This window comes from Adhaeribacter rhizoryzae, assembly GCF_008629685.1.
GTDB lineage: Bacteria > Bacteroidota > Bacteroidia > Cytophagales > Hymenobacteraceae > Adhaeribacter > Adhaeribacter rhizoryzae.
Genome location: NZ_VWSF01000027.1, coordinates 1 through 19,107 on the forward strand (window position 1 = coordinate 1; position 19,107 = coordinate 19,107).

At 45.1% G+C, this 19,107-nt stretch carries 18 protein-coding genes and 1 riboswitch; of the genes, 13 read left to right on the forward strand and 5 right to left on the reverse strand.

The window, feature by feature from the left end; genetic code table 11:
* Nucleotides 1-346: 346 nt before the first annotated feature.
* Entirely contained in the window at nucleotides 347-1,552 is a 1,206-nt protein-coding gene (locus F0145_RS22670) for an alpha/beta hydrolase (RefSeq protein WP_150092314.1), read from the reverse strand.
* Nucleotides 1,553-1,733: 181 nt separating this feature from the next.
* On the opposite strand from F0145_RS22670, the gene F0145_RS22675 reads away from it, so the two are divergent.
* Complete coding sequence (locus F0145_RS22675) at nucleotides 1,734-3,041, forward strand: flavin monoamine oxidase family protein (protein ID WP_150092315.1); 1,308 nt, start codon at nucleotides 1,734-1,736, stop codon at nucleotides 3,039-3,041.
* A 178-nt stretch (nucleotides 3,042-3,219) separates the two neighbouring features.
* Here the strand turns inward: F0145_RS22675 and F0145_RS22680 are convergent, their stop codons facing one another.
* The 4 genes from F0145_RS22680 to F0145_RS22695 all read right to left on the reverse strand — a co-directional run bounded on the left by F0145_RS22680 (nucleotide 3,220) and on the right by F0145_RS22695 (nucleotide 6,012).
* A complete protein-coding gene (locus F0145_RS22680; protein WP_150092317.1) occupies nucleotides 3,220-3,780 on the reverse strand; it encodes a GNAT family N-acetyltransferase in 561 nt (186 codons plus the stop codon).
* 162 nt (nucleotides 3,781-3,942) lie between these two features.
* Nucleotides 3,943-4,269, reverse strand: coding sequence for a putative quinol monooxygenase (locus tag F0145_RS22685; RefSeq protein WP_223816208.1), 327 nt, complete (start codon nucleotides 4,267-4,269; stop codon nucleotides 3,943-3,945).
* 139 nt (nucleotides 4,270-4,408) lie between these two features.
* Nucleotides 4,409-4,882 (reverse strand): hypothetical protein, encoded by a 474-nt coding sequence (locus tag F0145_RS22690; RefSeq protein ID WP_150092321.1) that lies wholly within the window; start codon nucleotides 4,880-4,882, stop codon nucleotides 4,409-4,411.
* 140 nt (nucleotides 4,883-5,022) lie between these two features.
* Entirely contained in the window at nucleotides 5,023-6,012 is a 990-nt protein-coding gene (locus F0145_RS22695) for an aspartate-semialdehyde dehydrogenase (protein ID WP_150092323.1), read from the reverse strand.
* A gap of 177 nt (nucleotides 6,013-6,189) precedes the next feature.
* Here F0145_RS22695 and F0145_RS22700 point away from each other — a divergent pair, with 177 nt between their 5' ends.
* The 12 genes from F0145_RS22700 to thiH all read left to right on the forward strand — a co-directional run bounded on the left by F0145_RS22700 (nucleotide 6,190) and on the right by thiH (nucleotide 18,792).
* Complete coding sequence (locus tag F0145_RS22700) at nucleotides 6,190-8,754, forward strand: lamin tail domain-containing protein (RefSeq protein ID WP_190277616.1); 2,565 nt, start codon at nucleotides 6,190-6,192, stop codon at nucleotides 8,752-8,754.
* 291 nt (nucleotides 8,755-9,045) lie between these two features.
* Nucleotides 9,046-9,741: a hypothetical protein gene (locus tag F0145_RS22705; RefSeq protein ID WP_150092328.1), complete on the forward strand. Its 696-nt coding sequence runs from the start codon at nucleotides 9,046-9,048 to the stop codon at nucleotides 9,739-9,741.
* An 82-nt stretch (nucleotides 9,742-9,823) separates the two neighbouring features.
* On the forward strand, nucleotides 9,824-10,372 hold the full coding sequence (locus tag F0145_RS22710) for an RNA polymerase sigma factor (protein ID WP_150092330.1): 549 nt from the start codon (nucleotides 9,824-9,826) through the stop codon (nucleotides 10,370-10,372).
* A complete protein-coding gene (locus F0145_RS22715) occupies nucleotides 10,359-11,810 on the forward strand; it encodes a hypothetical protein (protein ID WP_150092332.1) in 1,452 nt (483 codons plus the stop codon). Before F0145_RS22710 ends, F0145_RS22715 begins: the two co-directional genes overlap by 14 nt.
* A gap of 30 nt (nucleotides 11,811-11,840) precedes the next feature.
* A complete protein-coding gene (locus F0145_RS22720; RefSeq protein ID WP_150092334.1) occupies nucleotides 11,841-12,617 on the forward strand; it encodes a sulfite exporter TauE/SafE family protein in 777 nt (258 codons plus the stop codon).
* 44 nt (nucleotides 12,618-12,661) lie between these two features.
* Nucleotides 12,662-12,757: riboswitch (TPP riboswitch) on the forward strand.
* Between the two features lie 53 nt (nucleotides 12,758-12,810).
* Nucleotides 12,811-13,014: a sulfur carrier protein ThiS gene (gene thiS, locus F0145_RS22725; RefSeq protein WP_150092336.1), complete on the forward strand. Its 204-nt coding sequence runs from the start codon at nucleotides 12,811-12,813 to the stop codon at nucleotides 13,012-13,014.
* A 39-nt stretch (nucleotides 13,015-13,053) separates the two neighbouring features.
* On the forward strand, nucleotides 13,054-14,937 hold the full coding sequence (gene thiC / locus F0145_RS22730; RefSeq protein ID WP_150092338.1) for a phosphomethylpyrimidine synthase ThiC: 1,884 nt from the start codon (nucleotides 13,054-13,056) through the stop codon (nucleotides 14,935-14,937).
* On the forward strand, nucleotides 14,938-15,555 hold the full coding sequence (locus F0145_RS22735) for a thiamine phosphate synthase (protein ID WP_150092340.1): 618 nt from the start codon (nucleotides 14,938-14,940) through the stop codon (nucleotides 15,553-15,555).
* Nucleotides 15,528-16,274, forward strand: a complete 747-nt coding sequence (locus F0145_RS22740) for a hydroxymethylpyrimidine/phosphomethylpyrimidine kinase (protein ID WP_150092342.1) — start codon at nucleotides 15,528-15,530, stop codon at nucleotides 16,272-16,274. The genes F0145_RS22735 and F0145_RS22740 overlap by 28 nt, the downstream gene beginning before the upstream one ends.
* Nucleotides 16,271-16,912 (forward strand): thiamine phosphate synthase, encoded by a 642-nt coding sequence (locus F0145_RS22745; protein WP_150092344.1) that lies wholly within the window; start codon nucleotides 16,271-16,273, stop codon nucleotides 16,910-16,912. Before F0145_RS22740 ends, F0145_RS22745 begins: the two co-directional genes overlap by 4 nt.
* A gap of 10 nt (nucleotides 16,913-16,922) precedes the next feature.
* Complete coding sequence (locus tag F0145_RS22750; RefSeq protein WP_150092346.1) at nucleotides 16,923-17,687, forward strand: thiazole synthase; 765 nt, start codon at nucleotides 16,923-16,925, stop codon at nucleotides 17,685-17,687.
* The gene (gene thiH, locus F0145_RS22755) at nucleotides 17,680-18,792 is read left to right on the forward strand and encodes a 2-iminoacetate synthase ThiH (RefSeq protein ID WP_150092348.1); all 1,113 of its coding nucleotides are present in this window, start codon (nucleotides 17,680-17,682) and stop codon (nucleotides 18,790-18,792) included. Before F0145_RS22750 ends, thiH begins: the two co-directional genes overlap by 8 nt.
* Nucleotides 18,793-19,107: the final 315 nt, after the last annotated feature.

A 19,107-nucleotide genomic window follows, 5' to 3' on the forward strand; every position in this document is an offset into this window, starting at 1 on the left:
TTAGGCGGGTGGAAACCCCACGAAAAGCAGGCGGGGGTGATTACCCTTTTGCGCGGTTGGAATTACTTCCAGCATATCTTGCACGGGTGGACCCTGGCCCAAAAATTTGTGTCCTAATCGTAGGGGGGTAGGGGGAGGATTACACATGTAGTATATCCAGTATCCGGAAGCAATACTTACCCAAACAGATGGTTATAAACCTTATATTTAATCTTCAAAATAATAGAACCTCCCCCTACCCCCTCCAAAGGGGGACTTTTCCTGGTTATTGGAGCAAATATATTCAGGTGTGTTTTATGGCAGAACCAGAAGCTAACAACTTTGGGTAAACCCTACCACAATAGCATTATTTACCTTTACTCGTATACGAAGCCAGCATTTGGGTTACAGCCTCATCGCCCATTACGGCGTAGCTAGGGCGGGGATGTTGGGTATTAAATACCCGCAAGGTGGCTTCGGGCTCTACTTTTACAAAGCTCTCGTCAATTTCGCCGGCAGCGTTGGTTACGGGTTTTAAAGATAAACCCAAGTGTTTGGCTAAAAACTGGTAGGCAGCTTTTCTTTTATTAATGCCGTAATCGTGGCCTTCGTTGGGCAGGTGTACGTTTTGCACCAGGTTTTCTTTTTTATAGAAAGCGTAAATATTGCGGATATACGGGTATTCTACATCGGGTGTGTTTTTTGTCCAGTCTTTGCCATCCGAAATCAGCAACATGGGGCGCGGAGCAGCCAGAGCGGCAATTTCTACGTTGCTGGTTTGGTGGTCGGCACTTTTATGAATAGGCATGCCGCTCTCGCAGGCACAACCGCCAAAAAAATGCGCCGAAACCATTACTACAGGCACCGACACGGCAATTCTTTTATCCAGTGCCGTTAATAAAAAAGTTTGGGTACAGCCACCCGATTCGCCGGTTACGCCAATCCGTTTGGGATCTACGCCGGGTAATGTTAACAGAAAATCTACGGCTCGCTGGCTGTTGCGACTGAGTAAGGTTACGGCCTGCGGAAACTTGTGCGTGTTCTGGTCCGATTCGCCCATGCCGGCCATATCATAAGCCAGCACCACGGCACCCATCCGGGCCAGCGTGGCGCAGCGCTTTTGCACGTACTCCTGAAAACGCGGATTATTGCCGTGGCCGTGCGGCGCCAGAATAGCTGCATACGATTTTTGCGGCTGGGTAGGCCGGTATAAATTACCCGTAACAAAATAGCCGGGTAAACTCTCGAAAGCTACGTTTTCTACCGTGTACCCATCGTAAGTTCTTTTGCTGTGCACAATGGGTTTTAAAGGCGTATTGGCCGGTAAAACTTTCAGGTTAGCGCCTTCTATTATACCGCGGCGAATGCGTTCGGCCCTTTTCTCCCAGCTTTTCTGGTCGTAATAGGTGGCGGCAAATTGGGTAAGCGCAGCTTTACCTTCGGCTTCGGTAAAATAATTGCCCTGGCACAGCATATTGGGGTTAATAGTTTGCTGTGCCCACAGGCGGCCGGGCAAGAAAGTAAATGCCGCTATTAAAATAATTGCCCCAAGAATATCAATTTTCAGATGCATAGTGGTGGTCGGATAATAGCTGAAGCTAGTAGGTCTGGTAAAGAGAGTAATATACTTAATTTTTAGAATACAACTGTTTTGGGTAACCAATTAATCTGCAGCAGTAATAATTATTGGTTGGTTAAGAACTATTCCGGAACAAAAAATAATCATTGCTTTAATACCTGCGTAAAAGTCGGCTATGAATAATTTGGACGTAATTGTAGTAGGAGGCGGCGCCTGCGGATTAATGGCTGCCCAGGAATTGGCCAAAGCCGGTAAACAGGTACTGGTGCTGGAAGCCCGCAACCGGTTAGGTGGCCGGATTTATACCGCTCGCTTAAATGATTTTTCAATACCCGTAGAAGCCGGGGCCGAATTTATTCACGGCGATTTGCCACTAACCCAAAACTTGCTGAACAGTGCCGGTGTAACGTATGCTTTAATGAAAGGAACCTCTTACGAAGTTAAGCACGGCGATTTACACGAATCCGGCGAGTTTATCGAAGATTTTGAAGTACTGCTGGAAAAGCTGGAAACCTTAACCGAAGATTTACCGCTGGCTGCTTTTTTGGATAGATATTTCAGCGAAGAAAAATACCAGGATTTGCGTAATTCGGTTACGCGGTTTGCCGAAGGCTACGATGCCGCCGATACCCAAAAAGTAAGTACGTTGGCTATTCGGGAAGAGTGGAAAGCCGGCGGGGCCGCTATTTCGTATCATCCGCATGGCGGTTACAGCCAATTAATAGATTTTCTGGCTACGGAAGTCAAAGCCGCTGGTGTAACGGTTGAGCTAAATACGCCAGTGCGGGAAATTAGGTGGGAGCCGGGTAAGGTTAAACTGGTTACCAGCAGTGGAGAAACTTACGTAGCGCAGCAAGCCTTAATAACAGTATCTATTGGTGTACTGCAAGCCCAACCCGAAAGTGCCGGTTATATTAATTTTGTGCCCGAACTACCCGAAAAAAAGCAAGCCCTAGCCCAAATGGGTTTTGGTGCAGTTATTAAAGTTTGCCTGGAGTTTAAAACTGCTTTCTGGCAAGATGAAGCTTTTTCCGCCCAGAATACCAAACAAGCCCCGGACCTGGCCTTTCTTTTCTCCGATACGCATCTTTTTACCGCCTGGTGGACCCAATTGCCTGACCAGACTCCTTTGCTTACCGCCTGGCTAGCCGGTCCGCCCGCCGAGAAATACAAAAACCTACCCGACGAAGCGCTCATAACCGAAGCATTAACCGCCGTGGCCGATATGTTTAACACCTCGGTAGCAATATTACTGGAGCACTTAAAAGCCAGTGTAGTGTTTAACTGGGCTGCCGACCCTTTTGCCCGCGGCGCTTATGCTTATGCCACCGTGGCCGCCTCCGAAGCTGGGGCCATAGTAGCCCAACCTGTAGCCAATACCTTGTTTTTTGCCGGCGAAGGTTTATACAAAGGCCCTGAAATGGGAACCGTAGAAGCAGCGTTGGCTAGTGGTTTGGCTACTGCAAAGGAAATATTAGGCTGAATAAATGAATTCTGTTAATTAACCATTAAAGCATTTATTATAAGATAATATCCAGTTGCCTCTGCGTTATAGGGTTTTCTTAAAATTTAAGCCTAACTATTACTGTAAACTAATTAGGCCAGAGAAATCTATTCTAAAAGCCTCAATCTCTTTGTTGGGTAATAGCACTTACTTATGCTTAATACTTGTGTGAAAGCAGGTCCCATTCTTCTTTTAACATAGCAAATTGGTATTCACTACCCCAATTACCTTTGAAAAAAATATTCTTAATAAAATGGCCTTCTTGTCTGAACGATAAACTTTTAAGTAAGTTAACAGAAGCAATATTTTCAACATCTACCGTTTCAACTACCCGGTGCAGTCCTTTTATGTTAAAAAGAAAATGTAAAATTCCAGTAAAGGCTTCTTTGGCGTAGCCTTGTTTTTGGTGTAAATGCGAAATCGTAATGCCTACTTCGGCTATTCTGGAATCATCAGCGGTAAGTTTAATGGCACAATCACCAATCAGCTCTTCGGTTAACTTGTGCGCAATGCCATACTGTACCCATTCGCCCGGATTTCCAAACAATTTATTCTTTTGCTCCAGAATAAAATTGCGGGCTTCCTCTTTTGTCATTACCTCAAACCCCTGGTATTTGGTTACTTCGGGGTTAGACCGATAAACATAAAAAGGCTCCAGGTCTTTCGGTTGGAGGTTTCTTATTTGCAGTCTTTTCGTTTCTATAAATAGTGGTTCCACTTAATTATTGATGTTTGGTTTGGGCGGCTTAATTAGAAAATAATAATTTGTGGAGCAGATTTTCAATTTCGCTCCTCGTTTGGTGCCCTCACCAGCCGAAAGCAAGCCAGTTTTCAGTGTTATTCATTAGGTCTGTGAGGGCACAGACCTTGGTAGAGGATTTTAATTTTTCAATTTATAAAATATTTCTTTCATGGTATCCGCGTCTAGTGCCTGCATGTCTATCAGTTTAAGCGATTTTACCATTTTTAGCGTAGTGGTTTTATATTTCTGAAAATGCGGCGTTTTTAAATGTGCCGCATAAGCTGTCTGGTTAGCATACATTTCCAAAATTCTAATCTGGTTCGGGTGTTCTTTCTGATACATGGGAAAAATAGAAATAACCCCTGGTTCTAATCGCACGGATGCTTCCGCTTCTTCCTGTAGAATTTTATTATATTCATTAAGGTATTTCGAATCAATCTCTATTTCTGAAATACGAATTATCATATCAGTTTTCTGCGCGAATACACTAATATTTGACAGTAGAATTGATAATACAATTACAAAATACTTCATAATATTAAAATCTTTTAAGTTTATAGGCGTAACGTGCTGCGTGTATGTTGTGAAGCTATCAGCAAGTCTTTCAATTAACATAACCTCCTTTACACCAATTTTTAACCGTACCCGCATCGTTCATTATTATATGATAGGTAGTACCACTATATTCATGCATTTCCACTATTGTAACAATATTTTGGTCCTTCTTTTTACTAAAAGAAATTGTTGAATAAACTATTGGGTAATTTTCTTCATTTCTTTCTTTTATTCTAAATCTTTTATCTTGTCCTAAATCTATTTTTGTTCGATTTGATGTATTAAGGGCCAATGTATCTGTAGAATTTAATCTGAAACCCAAATCTGTTAAACAATGAGTACTCCACAAAAAAAAATGTTCCCTTTCTAAATCTTGTCGAAGGGTTATTTTCTTCTTTAATGGATATTGTTTTAGAATGGTATCTTTATAATAATCAAATGCAATCTGTTCAAAAGGAATTTCCCTTTGACCAAAACTAATGAAGGGGACTAAGACAAGAAGTAGAATTAATCTTATTCTCATTTTCTGACTTGCTGTCGACTGTTGTGTTTGGGTAATTATTCCTTTTATTCTTCCAAAAGTGGAACCTAATCGTAAGATAACCAAAACAAAAAAGCCACAGCTAATTGCCGTGGCTTTTTTGTTTTTAACGGATTAATATTTTACACCAAGTCGTGCTTAATTAAATATTCGGCAATTTGTACGGCGTTGGTAGCGGCACCTTTGCGGAGGTTGTCGGCTACAATCCACATGTTAATAGTGCGGGGTTGGGTTTCGTCCCAACGTACGCGGCCAACGAGTACTTCGTCTTTTTGGTGGGCATCCATCGGCATCGGGTATTTCAGGTTTTTTACGTCATCAACTACCAGTACACCTTCGGTTTGTTCCAGAATCTGGTATACTTCATCCAAAGTAAAATCCTTTTCAAACTCTACATTCACCGATTCGGAGTGACCACCCATTACCGGAATCCGGACAGTAGTAGCGGTTACTTTTACGCTATCGTCGCTGAGGATTTTTTTGGTTTCGTTCACCATTTTCATTTCCTCTTTGGTGTAACCGTTTTCGGTAAACACATCAATGTGCGGCAACACGTTCAGGTCGATGCGGTACGGGTAAGCCATTTCGCCTTCTTTGCCGGCCCGCTCGTTCATGAGCTGGTCCACAGCTTTTTTACCGGTACCGGTTACCGATTGGTACGTCGAAACTACTACCCGCTTCATTTTAAAAGCTTCGTGCAGTTTGTGCAAAGCCACCACCATCTGAATGGTAGAACAGTTGGGGTTGGCAATAATTTTATCGTCTTTGGTTAATTCTTTTGCGTTAATTTCGGGCACTACCAGTTTTTTGGTTGGGTCCATGCGCCAGGCCGAGGAATTATCGATTACGGTAATACCAGCTTCGGCAAAACGAGGAGCTTCTTTGGTAGAAGTGCTGCCACCCGCCGAAAAAATAGCAATATGGGGTTTGGCCGCAATAGCCTCTTCTACACCAATAACAGTAATTTCCTGGCCCTTAAAAGTCTTCTTAGTACCCTTCGATTTTTCGGAGGCAACCAATAATAATTCATCTACGGGGAAGTTTCTTTCCGCCAGTACTTTTAAGATTTCACCGCCTACCAGGCCGGTGGCTCCTACTACTGCTACTTTCATTTTTTTTGATGGATAAAAATTAAAAAAATTATATAACCTGCTGCTCCTAACCAAAACGTTTTACTTTTTTTTCGTATTTAGTAACCCGTACCCGGTTCGGGTTCAGCTAATTGGGGCGCAAATTAAAGACTTTTTCAACAGCTATAACTATGTATGCGGAAAATTTTGCTTCTGTGGTTGATTTTATGTCAATTTTACACTTATGCGCAACTACAGGAAAATTTTTCGGACGGTGACTTTACCCATGACCCTACCTGGACCGGCGATACTGATTATTTTACCGTAAACGCCGCTGGGCAACTCCAAACCAACGGCCCGGCCGTAACCGGCACCGAACTACAACTGGCTACCCCTTGCCAGGCCGTAACCGGCACTACCTGGGAATTTTTTGCCCGACTAAATTTAGCTACTTCCTCGGGTAATTACGCCGATATATTCCTGATTTCGGACTCCGCCAACTTTAAAGGCCGAAACAATGGGTATTTTGTAAGAATTGGCGGCACGCCCGATGAGGTAAGTTTGTTCCGGAAAGATGCAGGCGGTAATCCGGTTTATATAATTAATGGCCGCGATGGCACTATTGGCGCTACTACAAATAACGTGGTTAAAGTAAAAGTTACCCGCGACTCAGAATCGCGCTGGACGTTGTGGGTAGATGTATCCGGCACCGGCCAAAACTACCAGGAAGAGGGGCAAGCCATAGATGCTACGTACCAGCAGTCGGGTTACTTTGGGGTTTTAGTTAAATATTCCTCGGCTAATAACCAGCGTTTTTTCTTCGATGATTTTATTATAACCGATAACGCGCCGCCACTGCTTCGGCAAGTGCAGGTAATAAATAATCTGGCAATTAATATTTTGTTTAACGAGCCGGTAGCTTTACCAACTGCCCAGAACCCCGAAAATTATTTACTACAAAATATTGGCCAACCCTTGGTAGCTGTAAGAGATGCCACTAATCCGGCTTTGGTACACCTTACTTTTGCGCAAGCTTTTCCGGCTGGTACACATACGCTTATAGTTTCGGGTTTAACAGATTTGTATGGCAATAAACTGGTAGCGCCCCAAACCACTACATTTTCTTATAACCCCCCTGTAGCAATAAATTACCGCGAAGTCCGGATTAACGAAGTACTAGCCGATGTAAACCCAACCGTAGGCTTGCCGGCGGCTGAATTTATTGAACTGTATAACAACAGCAGTAAAACCATAAACCTGCAAGGCTGGCAATATGCCGATGCTACCACCGCCAGAGGTACTTTACCAGCTTATATTTTAACACCCAACAGCTACGTAATATTATGCCGGGTTACCGATACAACTGCTTTCCGGCCTTTCGGCAACGTGCTAGGGCTTTCAGTTTTCCCAACTTTAAACGATAGCGGCGATGAAGTACGGCTTTTTAATAATACTGGTCAGTTAATCGATAAAATAATTTATACCACCGCCTGGTACCAGGATGCCCGCAAAGCCGAAGGCGGCTGGAGCCTGGAATTAATTAACCCGCTCTTAAACTGTTCCGAAGCTACTAACTGGATAGCGGCCACTGACCCCAGCGGCGGCACACCCGGCAAACAAAATTCGGTTTACAGCAACACGCCCGATACGCAACCGCCAACCTTGCTCAAAACCGAAGTAATGGCTGGTAACCAACTAAAACTAACTTTTTCGGAAAACCTGGATAGCCTGACTGCCCGGAATATTGCCGCTTACACTGTTTCGCCGGCTATAAATATTACGGCAGTTACGTTTACAGGTAAAACTTACCAGCAAGTGCTGCTGACCCTCGCAAATAATTTACAACCCAGGCAGGTTTATGAAATTACCGTGCGCCAGGTGCGCGATTGTGCCGGAAACTTATCTAGCGAAGCCAAAGCTACTGTTGTACTGCCGGAACCAGCGGCTATTGGCGATGTCGTTATAAATGAAATATTGTTTAACCCGCGCAGCGGCGGCGTTGATTTTGTGGAAATTGTTAACCGGTCTATTAAATATATCGATTTAAAAAACTGGCAACTGGGTAATTTGCAGCCCGATTCCGCTTCGGATAAGAAAATTATTACGGAGGAATCGCTGGTGATGGCGCCCGGCGAATATTTACTATTAACAACTCGCCCCGATGTAGTACAGGCGCATTATCCGGCGGCCAAACCAGAAGCTTTTATAAAAATGGATCGGCTGCCTTCTTTCCCCGACGAGCAGGGTACCGTTTTATTAATTGAGGCAAACCAAAAGCTAATGGACCGTTTCGCTTACCACGAAGATATGCACTTTAAGCTGCTCGCCGATGTAAACGGGGTTTCGCTGGAACGTATCCGGTTGCAAGGCGATAGCAGCGCCACTAACTGGCATTCGGCGGCCAGCTCCGTAAATTATGCTACGCCGGGTTATAAAAATTCGCAATATTTTGAGCAAACGCCTTCCACCCAATTTTTCAACATCGAGCCTAAAATATTCACCCCCGACGAGGACGGCGAAAATGATTTTACCACCATTAATTACCGCACCGAAGCGGCCGGTTTTGTAACCAATATTACCGTGTATGATGCCAGCGGCCGGGAAATAAAAAGGCTGGTAAAAAACGAATTATTGGCCCAAAACGGATTTTTCCGGTGGGATGGTCTGGATGATCGTGGTCGTAAAGTGCCGGTGGGTTATTACGTGTTGTTTATTGAGCTTTTTAACTTACAAGGCCAGGTTAAAGCTTATAAAGAAACCGTGGTAGTTGGCACCAGATTCTAATAATTATTGCCCTTCTTTAACTTATACTATTATAAAACAGGTTCTGCGCTTAAGTTTACATTATTGGTCATCCTGAGCTTGTCGAAGGATCTATAACAGCATCAATAAAGGTAATTATTAGATGTTTCGACAAGCTCAACATGACTACAATAATTTAAGCGTATAAATTGACTAACAGTGGTATTATTTTCCTGCCGGCTTTAAAAATATATTTTTGCGCAGGCAACGGTTCCGGCTTACCCTTTGTCTACTCCTCATAAACCCGATCTTAAAACGCCACTTATTTGAGCTATGATGAAAAAGTTTAATATTTATAAGCTGATAAGCCTGTTAGCCAGCGGCTTATTCTTTTTTTTAGGTGGTTGCGATACTTACGAAAGCGATGTGGTACCGTTATCTTTTCAGCAGTTCGAGTTAAGAAGAGATTCGGCTTTTACTTATAACCGGAAAGAAGCCACCGATTGGCCGCTTTTAATAAATCCGTTGGCAAACGATAGCTTGCAAGTAAAAGCCACCGTTACTTACGGTGAGCCGCGGCACGGCAAAATAATTCAGGAAGATAACTATGTGTATTACGAGCACGAATTAAATTACGTAGGTTTAGACAGCCTGACGTACCAGGTTTGCTCCGAAAATATTTGTAAAACCGAAAAAATAATATTTGTAATAGAACCTCGCCTGGACCCGAATAACTGCACTACCCGTTTAACCCCATTTACCGTCGAAACTTTAAAAAATACCCCAGTAGATATTAGATTACATCGGAAAGATATTATTTGCCCAACAACCGGCAGTCGCACCTATTTTAAACCCCAACTAGGGAATTACGGCGATTATCATTATTCTGGTAGCCCCAAAGCTACCGTAATGGTGTATTATCCGCCCAAAGACTTTGTAGGCGACGATACTTTCCGGTACCGGATTTATACCGATAATACCAATTACCTCGAAAATATTATAACCCTTCGGGTGAAAGCCACTCCGTAAAATATTGCCTTTGCCGGCTTTGCAGCTATTTTGAAAAAACCAGGAAAACGCTAACTTAAAGGAACAAAGGTACTCACGCTACGTGCACGCAGAAGACGAAATAATTGCCGGGTGCAAACAGGAAAAACCGCATTTCCAGGAAAAGCTATACCAGCTTTACTCCCGGCGAATGATGGCCATTTGTGTGCGTTATACCAATAATCGTTTTGAGGCCGAAGATATTTTTCATGAGGCTTTTGTAAAAGTATTTAAATTCATAAACACCCACGAAGGCGGCTCTTTTGAAGGCTGGATGAAACGAATATTTGTGAATACCGCCATTAACCACTACCACAAAAACCGCAAATACCAAGCACAACTCGATTATAGCGCAGTAGAAGAAAGCGTACCGGCCGCCGACGATGTGTTAAGTACTATTAGCAGCCAGGAGCTATTACTTTTAATAAATAAATTGCCCGAAGGATACCGGGTTGTTTTTAATTTGTACGTGATTGAAGGGTACAACCACCGCGAAATCGGCGAGATGCTAAATATAGCCGAAGGAACGTCTAAGTCGCAGTTAGCGAAAGCCAAAGGCTTGTTAAAAAAATTGCTGCAACAATATTCAATTTCCGACCATGTTATCAGATAAAGAATTTGAAGATTTAATTCGCCAGAAAATGGCGGCGCACGACGAAGCGTCGCCAACCGATGGCTGGAAAAAAATTGCCGCAGATATCAGGCCGCCCAAAAAACGCCGGCCCATCTGGTGGTGGGTAGGGCCGTTGCTTTTACTCCTGACGGGTTCAGGAATTTATTACATTTATAATAAGCCAGTTGTAAAACCCGCCGAAACAGCCACAACTGTTAGCAATAAAGAAGATAAAACCGGTGCATCCGCTTCGGCCAATGTAAACCCTGAACCGGAAAAAAATAACAGCAGCACGGCTATCAACAGTAATCAACCTAAACAAAATAAAATTACGGAACCAGGTTCAAGAGCCCAAACACCACAACCAATTGCCAATGCAGATAACCTTACAAAACCAACAAGAAGAAAACCGGCTGTAAAGTCGGGCAGCAGTCGGTCTTATAGCTCCGCTGAACAGGTTGCCAGAAACAGAAATAACAAACCAACTGCTCCCGTAAATATTGGTGGGTCCATTCCGGGTACTTCTTCGAATTCAGAAGTACCCCAAAAGGAACAGCCGCAAACGGTTACCGCCAACCCTATTACCCCCAGAACCGCTGCAACTGATTCGGTTAATAAACAACCCGGAATAATTAAGCCGGATACTGCCCAAATATCCACTAAGCCAGATTCAGTTGCGGCGGAAAACAAGGCATTGGCCCAGGAACAGGAAACAGACAAAAAGAAGAACAAACCAAAAACGTGGGAGGCCGGCTTTACGTTTGCCACACGTTACGCTTTCCGGAAATTTACCCCCAATGCTACCGATAATATTTTTATTACGGATATTAACACCCGCAACCAAAACCAGCCCGAACGGTTAGGCTATGAGTTTGGCTTTAATGTAGCGCGGGCGCTCACCGATAATTTTTTTGTAGAAACCGGCATAGCCTGGCTGCAATTAAAAGAAAACCTGACTTATACTTACACCACCGGCACCATCGATACTATTGTGGTAACCGCAACGCCGGGCCAGACCAATATAAACCCGGTTTATAAAATGGAAGAGCGGCAGCTTGCCAGTTCTTACGCCTACGGCGGCTGGCGGCTGGGTGCTACTTATTATTTCTGGAACAACGGCCGGCAGCGCTTTAATTTTAGCGTAGCCGGCGGCGTTAATTTGCTGGTAAGAGGCGAAACCGAGGAATCCCGGAACGGGCAGTTTTCCAGAAAAGTGGTGTTTCCTTCGCGGGCCAATATTTTAGAGCAAGCCAATTATAATTTGCTGGTGGGCGCTGGCTACAATACCCGCCTGGGACAAAAATTAGATCTTATGCTCATGCCGTCGCTTAATTATTTCATGGGTTCTACTTTTAAAGAGCGGGAGCCTTTGGGCTTGCGGCCGTATTCGCTGGGTTTAAATATTGCGTTAAAGCGCCGTTTTAGCCGCCAGAACTAATATATTTGCCGAAATTTTTAATTCGGGTAATTGGACACTGCTTTAACCACCGACCTGGTATTTCTTTGTTTTTTTGCTTTCCTGGCTGGCTTTATCGATTCTATTGTGGGCGGGGGCGGACTCATTCAGACGCCGGCCATGCTGGTATTTTTACCGCACGTGCCTATTCCTACTTTGTTTGGAACCGGTAAAGTTTCGGGTATTGCGGGTACCACCTCGGCTTTGCTGCAATACGGGCGTTCTGTAAAAATTAACTGGCCTTCTATTTTGCCGGCGGCTGTGGCGGCATTTATTTTCTCTTTTATCGGGGCCCGGGCGGTCAGTCATATTCCAACCGAGGCTTTGCGGCCGGTAGTTTTGGTGTTGCTGGTAAGTGTGGCTATTTATACTTTTATCAAGAAAGACCTGGGCGCATTGCACGCCCCCAAATTAGCCCCGGCCAGAGAGAAATTGTACGCGGTTTTGTTAGGCGTAGCTATTGGTTTTTACGACGGTTTTTTTGGCCCTGGTACCGGTAGTTTTCTTATTTTTGCTTTTGTGGGCTTATTCGGGTTTAGTTTTCTGGCCGCTTCGGCCTCGGCTAAATTGGTAAACGTGGCTACGAATTTATCGGCGCTGGCTTATTTTGCTTACACCGGGCAAATATTATATCACATTGGTATACCTATGGCGGTTTGTAATATTCTGGGTTCGCAGGTAGGCGCGCGGCTGGCCATAGCCAAAGGTAGCGGGTTTGTGCGCATCTTCTTTCTGATTATTGTGAGTGCCATTATTTTCAAGTTCGCCTATGACTCTTTTCTGAAATAAAGCTTTTTTTATTTTGTAGAATAAAATATTAAAACTAGTATTGACCCAAACTTTAGGGGTGTCCCGTTGCCGGGGCTGAGATTTTACCCTTTGAACCTGATGCTGTTCATACAGCCGTAGGAAAAAGTTATGGCATCTTTCCTTCCTTTTCGCAAAAGGCCATTCCTAAAGTTTCTAAACTTTTTTTACAGGAATGGAAATACAAATCAACCAGCAATTACACACAGTTACCGACTTTTGTTCGGTGCGGCAGCTATTGCAAACTGTTTTACCGCAATCGCCAACTGGTATTGCGGTAGCCGTAAATAATGCCATTGTGCCCAAATCCGAATGGGACCAATTCCTGCTTCAACCCTCCGATTATATTACCATTATTAAAGCAACCCAGGGCGGGTAACTGCTGCTGTTGTTGTCCTACATTTAAAATATTCAAGCTATGAAAAAAGAAGAAAATCCTGGCCAGGCCCAGCTTACATGTGCTCCTTTTACGGGCAGCCGCAAAATATATGTGCCGGGTCAGCTCCACGATATCCGGGTAGCTATGCGGGAAATATCGTTGTCGGATACCAAGCTGTACGGCAAATTTGGGGAAACCGAAAAAAACGCGCCTGTTACGGTTTACGACACCAGCGGCCCGTACACCGACCCCGAAATAAATATTGATATTAAAAAAGGTTTGCCGCGCCTGCGCCAGGAATGGATTTTAGACCGGGGCGATGTAGAACAATTAGCCGGCACCACTTCGGCCTATGGCAAACAACGGCAGAAAGACCAAAATTTAGATCACCTGCGCTTTGAACATATCCGGAAGCCGTTGCGCGCCAAACCGGGCCAGAATGTATCGCAATTGCACTACGCCCGCCAAAGCATTATTACGCCCGAAATGGAATATATTGCCATCCGCGAAAATCAGCAGATTGAATTATTAAAAGAGCAATTAAACGGCCAGTACGGCACCCTGGGGCAACAGCACGCCGGCCACAGCTTTGGCGCCAACACGCCTAAAAATTACATTACGCCGGAGTTTGTGCGCCAGGAGGTAGCCGCGGGTCGGGCTATTATACCCGCCAATATTAACCACCCCGAAAGCGAGCCCATGATTATTGGCCGTAATTTTCTGGTAAAAATAAATGCCAATATTGGTAACTCGGCGGTAAGCTCCAGCATCGAAGAAGAAGTAGAAAAAGCCGTGTGGGCCTGTCGCTGGGGTGCCGATACCATCATGGATTTGTCGACGGGTAAAAATATTCACGAAACCCGCGAATGGATTATCCGGAATTCGCCGGTTCCCATTGGTACCGTGCCCATTTACCAGGCTTTGGAAAAAGTAAACGGCAAAGCCGAAGACTTAACCTGGGAAATATTCCGGGATACCTTGATTGAGCAAGCTGAGCAGGGTGTCGATTATTTTACCATTCACGCCGGGGTTTTGCTACGCTATATTCCGCTCACGGCTAAACGGGTAACGGGTATTGTATCACGGGGCGGCTCTATAATGGCCAAGTGGTGCCTGGCGCATCACCGCGAAAGCTTTTTGTACACCCACTTCGAGGAAATTTGCGAAATTATGAAAGCCTACGATGTGGCTTTCTCGCTGGGCGATGGGTTACGTCCCGGCAGCATTGCCGATGCGAACGATGCGGCCCAGTTTGCCGAACTGGAAACCTTGGGCGAGCTTACCAAAATTGCCTGGAAACACGATATCCAAACCATAATAGAAGGGCCGGGCCACGTACCCATGCACCTGATCAAGGAAAACATGGATAAGCAACTGAAAGAATGCCAAGAGGCGCCTTTCTATACCTTAGGGCCCTTAACCACCGATATCGCACCGGGCTACGACCACATTACTTCGGCTATTGGGGCGGCCATGATTGGCTGGTTTGGCACCGCCATGCTGTGCTACGTTACGCCCAAAGAACACCTGGGCTTACCTAATAAAAAAGACGTGAAAGACGGCGTGATTACCTATAAAATTGCGGCCCACGCTGCCGATTTAGCCAAAGGCCACCCCGGTGCCCAGTACCGCGACAATGCCCTGAGTAAAGCCCGTTTTGAGTTCCGGTGGGATGACCAGTTTAACCTTTCGCTCGACCCCGACACGGCGCGGGAATTTCACGATGAAACGCTTCCCGCCGAAGGTGCCAAAGTAGCCCATTTCTGCTCTATGTGCGGTCCGCATTTTTGCTCCATGAAAATAACGCAGGATGTACGCGATTACGCCGGCAAAATAGGAGTGGAGGAAACCGATGCGTTAACCCAAGGCATGGCAGAAAAAGCCCGCGAGTTTACCCAGCAAGGTAGCGAAATTTACCTATAGATGAAGTTAATTGTGATTTCCAGTCCGGTAGCGATAGCCGATGAGCCAGCTATTATAAACCGGTTGTTTGCTGCCGGACTGGAAATATTGCACCTCCGGAAACCAAATACCCGGGCAGCGGAAATAGCGACGTTGCTGAACCAGATTAACCCTATTTATTACCCGCGTATTGCCTTACACCACCATCATGGCCTGGCCGAACAGTTTGGGATTAGTCGCCTCCATTTTCCGGAACAGGAACGCCAACGTTTAAGTGTTTCGGATTGGCAAAAAATACAGGCCGCTGGTTATAAATTAAGTACTTCGGTTCATCAGCTCGAAATAATTAAAATATTGCCGCCGGTTTTTGAATATGGGTTTTTCAGCCCGGTGTTTACCAGTATTTCTAAGCCCAGTTATCAATCTGTTTTAAACAATAATTATTATCTAAAGGCAGAAGATAAACCTTTCCCAGTAATTGCTTTGGGAGGAATATCAGCGAGCAAAATTAGTCAGGTTAGAAAGATGAATTTTGACGGGGCGGCTCTATTAGGAGCCATCTGGCAGGAGCCGGAAAAGGCTTTAGATAATTTTAAAATTATACAACACGCATGCAGCCAGATCGCCCTTACGTGCTAAGTATTGCCGGTTTAGACCCTAGCGGGGGTGCCGGCGTATTAGCCGATGTAAAAACTTTTGAGCAACACCAGGTTTATGGTTTCGGGGTTTGCTCTGCGCTAACAGTGCAAAGTGATAGTGATTTTCTCAGCGTAAAATGGTTAAGTGCTCCCGAAATCATCGCGCAGTTAGAGCCGCTGGTTACTAAATTTCCGCTGGCGGCTTGTAAAATAGGTATTATCCAGAACTGGGAAGTGCTGGACGAGGTGCTAAATTTTTTGAAGCAAATTAATCCGGATTTACCCATTGTGCTGGACCCGGTGTTGCAAGCCAGTGCGGGGTATATTTTCCAAACCACCGAAGCGGGTTGGCAGCAGGTGTTGCCCAAACTAAGCCTGCTAACGCCCAATTACAACGAGATGAAACAATTGCGTGCTGATAGCAGCCCGGAAGAGACCGCTTTAAGTCTTTCTGCTACCTGCGCGGTGTTGCTGAAGGGTGGGCATCATCCGGCTGCGCCGGGCACTGATTATTTATTCCAGAACGGCCACTTCCTGGCCTTTAAGCCAGGTTCCGCGGAAGTATTTCCAAAACACGGCTCGGGTTGTGTATTATCGGCAGCTATTGCGGCCAACCTGGCTTTGGGTTATGCTTTACCGGAAGCTTGCCGCCTCGCCAAAAAATATACCGAATTGTTTTTAAGCAGCACACCTGCTTTATTAGGTTATCATTATTTATGATTAGTAAACTACAATATATATCGCAGCAAACCGAAAGTTTATCGCACTTAACTGCCATGCAACGGGCACTGGCTGCCGGCTGCGACTTGGTACAACTACGGGTGAAAAATCAGCCCGAAAGCACGGTTTTAGCGCTGGCTCAGGAAGCGAAAAAGTTATGTATGCAATACAAGGCCAAATTAATTATTAACGACTATCCGGAAGTAGCTTTAGCAGTAGGTGCCGATGGTTTGCACCTGGGTTTAACCGATAAGTCTATTCCGGAAGCCCGGGCGTTGGTGGGCAAAAATATACTTATTGGCGGCACCGCGAATACCTTGGCCGATATCCGGCAGCGGGTAATTGAAGGTGCGGATTACATTGGGTTAGGTCCCTTTCGGTTTACCCAAACCAAAGAAAAATTAAGTCCGGTGCTGGGTTTAGCCGGGTATAAAATATTGCTGCAACAGGTAAAAGCCGAAAATATTACCCTACCCATTATTGCCATTGGCGGCATTGGTCTGGCCGATGTAGCTCCCTTGCTGGAAGCCGGTGTGTACGGCATTGCCATTTCCGGAGCCTTAACGCAGGCGGCTGACCCGGCTCAATTTGTACAACAGGTGCAGCAAAGTTTAAACCGGCCGGTAGAACATTATTAAAGAAATTAAGATGTTACAGATAGCAGATAAAATATTCCGTTCCCGGTTGTTTACCGGTACGGGCAAATTTAGTTCCTCGCGCCAAATGGAAGAAGCCCTGGTTGCTTCGGGTTCGGAGCTGGTAACGGTGGCCTTAAAACGGGTAGATATTACGAGCGAGCAGGACGATATTTTGCTCCATTTAAAACACCCGCACATTCATTTATTACCTAACACCTCCGGTGTACGCAACGCCAAAGAAGCGGTATTTGCCGCCCAACTGGCCCGTGAAGCTTTAGAAACCAACTGGATAAAACTCGAAATTCATCCGGACCCAAAATATTTATTGCCCGATCCCATTGAAACCTTGAAAGCTACCGAAGAGCTGGCGAAGCTGGGTTTTGTAGTGCTGCCTTACATTCACGCCGATCCGGTTTTGTGTAAGCGCCTGGAAAATGCGGGTACGGCGGTCGTAATGCCGCTGGGCTCGCCGATTGGCAGCAACAAAGGTTTGAAAACCGCCGATTTTCTGGAGATAATAATAGAACAAAGCAAGGTGCCGGTAATCGTAGATGCCGGAATTGGCGCGCCGTCGGAGGCGGCTAAAGCTCTGGAAATGGGTGCCGATGCTGTGCTGGTAAATACCGCTATTGCTGTAGCCGGAAACCCGGTGCAAATGGCCATTGCCTTTAAACTGGCCGTAGAAGCCGGTCGCTTAGCTTACGAAGCAAAACTGGCGGCTACCGGCAATTATGCCGAAGCCAGTAGTCCTTTAACCGCTTTTTTAGATGAGTAGTTTTAAGGCTATTTTCGATTCGTACAGCTGGGACGAGGTAAAGAAAAGTATTTATGCCAAAACCGCTGCCGACGTGGAACGGGCTTTAGCCGCGCCTAAGCGCACCCTCGAAGATTTTAAAGCCTTGATTTCGCCGGCTGCTACGGCTTACCTGGAACACATGGCCCAACTTAGCCAGCAACTGACCCAAAAGCGTTTTGGCAAAACAATGCAGCTTTACGTGCCGCTATATTTATCCAACGAATGTCAGAATATTTGCACCTATTGCGGTTTTAGTCTGGATAACAAAGTGCGTCGCAAAACCTTATCGGGCGTAGAAATAATGCAGGAAGTAGCGGCCATAAAAGCTATGGGTTACGACCATGTGCTGCTGGTAACAGGCGAAGCCAACCAAACGGTGCACGTAGAATATTTTAAAAAAGTACTCGAACTCATCCGGCCGCATTTTTCGCATATATCCATGGAAGTGCAGCCTTTGGAAGTAGCCGATTACGAAGCACTTATTCCGTATGGTTTAAATACGGTACTGGTTTACCAGGAAACCTACCACCAGGAAGATTACCGCCAGCATCACCCTAAAGGAAAAAAGTCAAACTTTTATTATCGTCTCGATACACCCGACCGATTGGGGGAGGCCGGTATTCATAAAATTGGTTTAGGCGTGCTGATAGGGCTGGAAGACTGGCGTACCGATTCTTTTTTTACGGCGCTGCATTTAAATTACCTCGAAAAAACTTATTGGCAAACCCGGTATAGTTTGTCTTTTCCGCGCCTTAGGCCTTTTTCGGGTGGTTTGGAGCCAAAAGTAGAAATGACCGATAAAGAACTGGTGCAGTTAATCTGTGCTTACCGCCTGTTTTACGAAGAAGTAGAATTGTCTATCTCAACCCGGGAATCGGAGAAGTTCCGGAATAATATTATTAGGTTGGGTATAACCGCCATGAGCGCCGGTTCCAAAACCAATCCGGGCGGCTACGTGGTAGAACCGGAATCGCTGGAGCAGTTCGAAATATCCGACGAACGCAGTCCGGCCGAAATAACAGCCATGCTAAAAGCCCAAGGCTACGAACCCGTTTGGAAGGATTGGGACCGGATGTATATTTAATTATTATTTAACTTGCTATTTCCTAATGGGTTAATAAGCTGGGAAAACAAATAATTAATACTTAAAACTTAAAATCAACTGGAGAGGGTGCTAGTTACCATTGAAGCTAATTTCCAAAGGAATTAGTTACCTTTGCTTATAATAATCGATGTTACACAATATTTCCTTGTAAATAGAAAATTGGCCTAAGGAGTTCACTACTGTCATTCAGGAGGAAACTATTTGGTTACCTGCTACATAGGTTCCTCCTGAATGACAGTAGTGGGTTACTTCGGCTTCTTCCTAACCTTTGTGAAGCATCAGTTAAAATAAGTT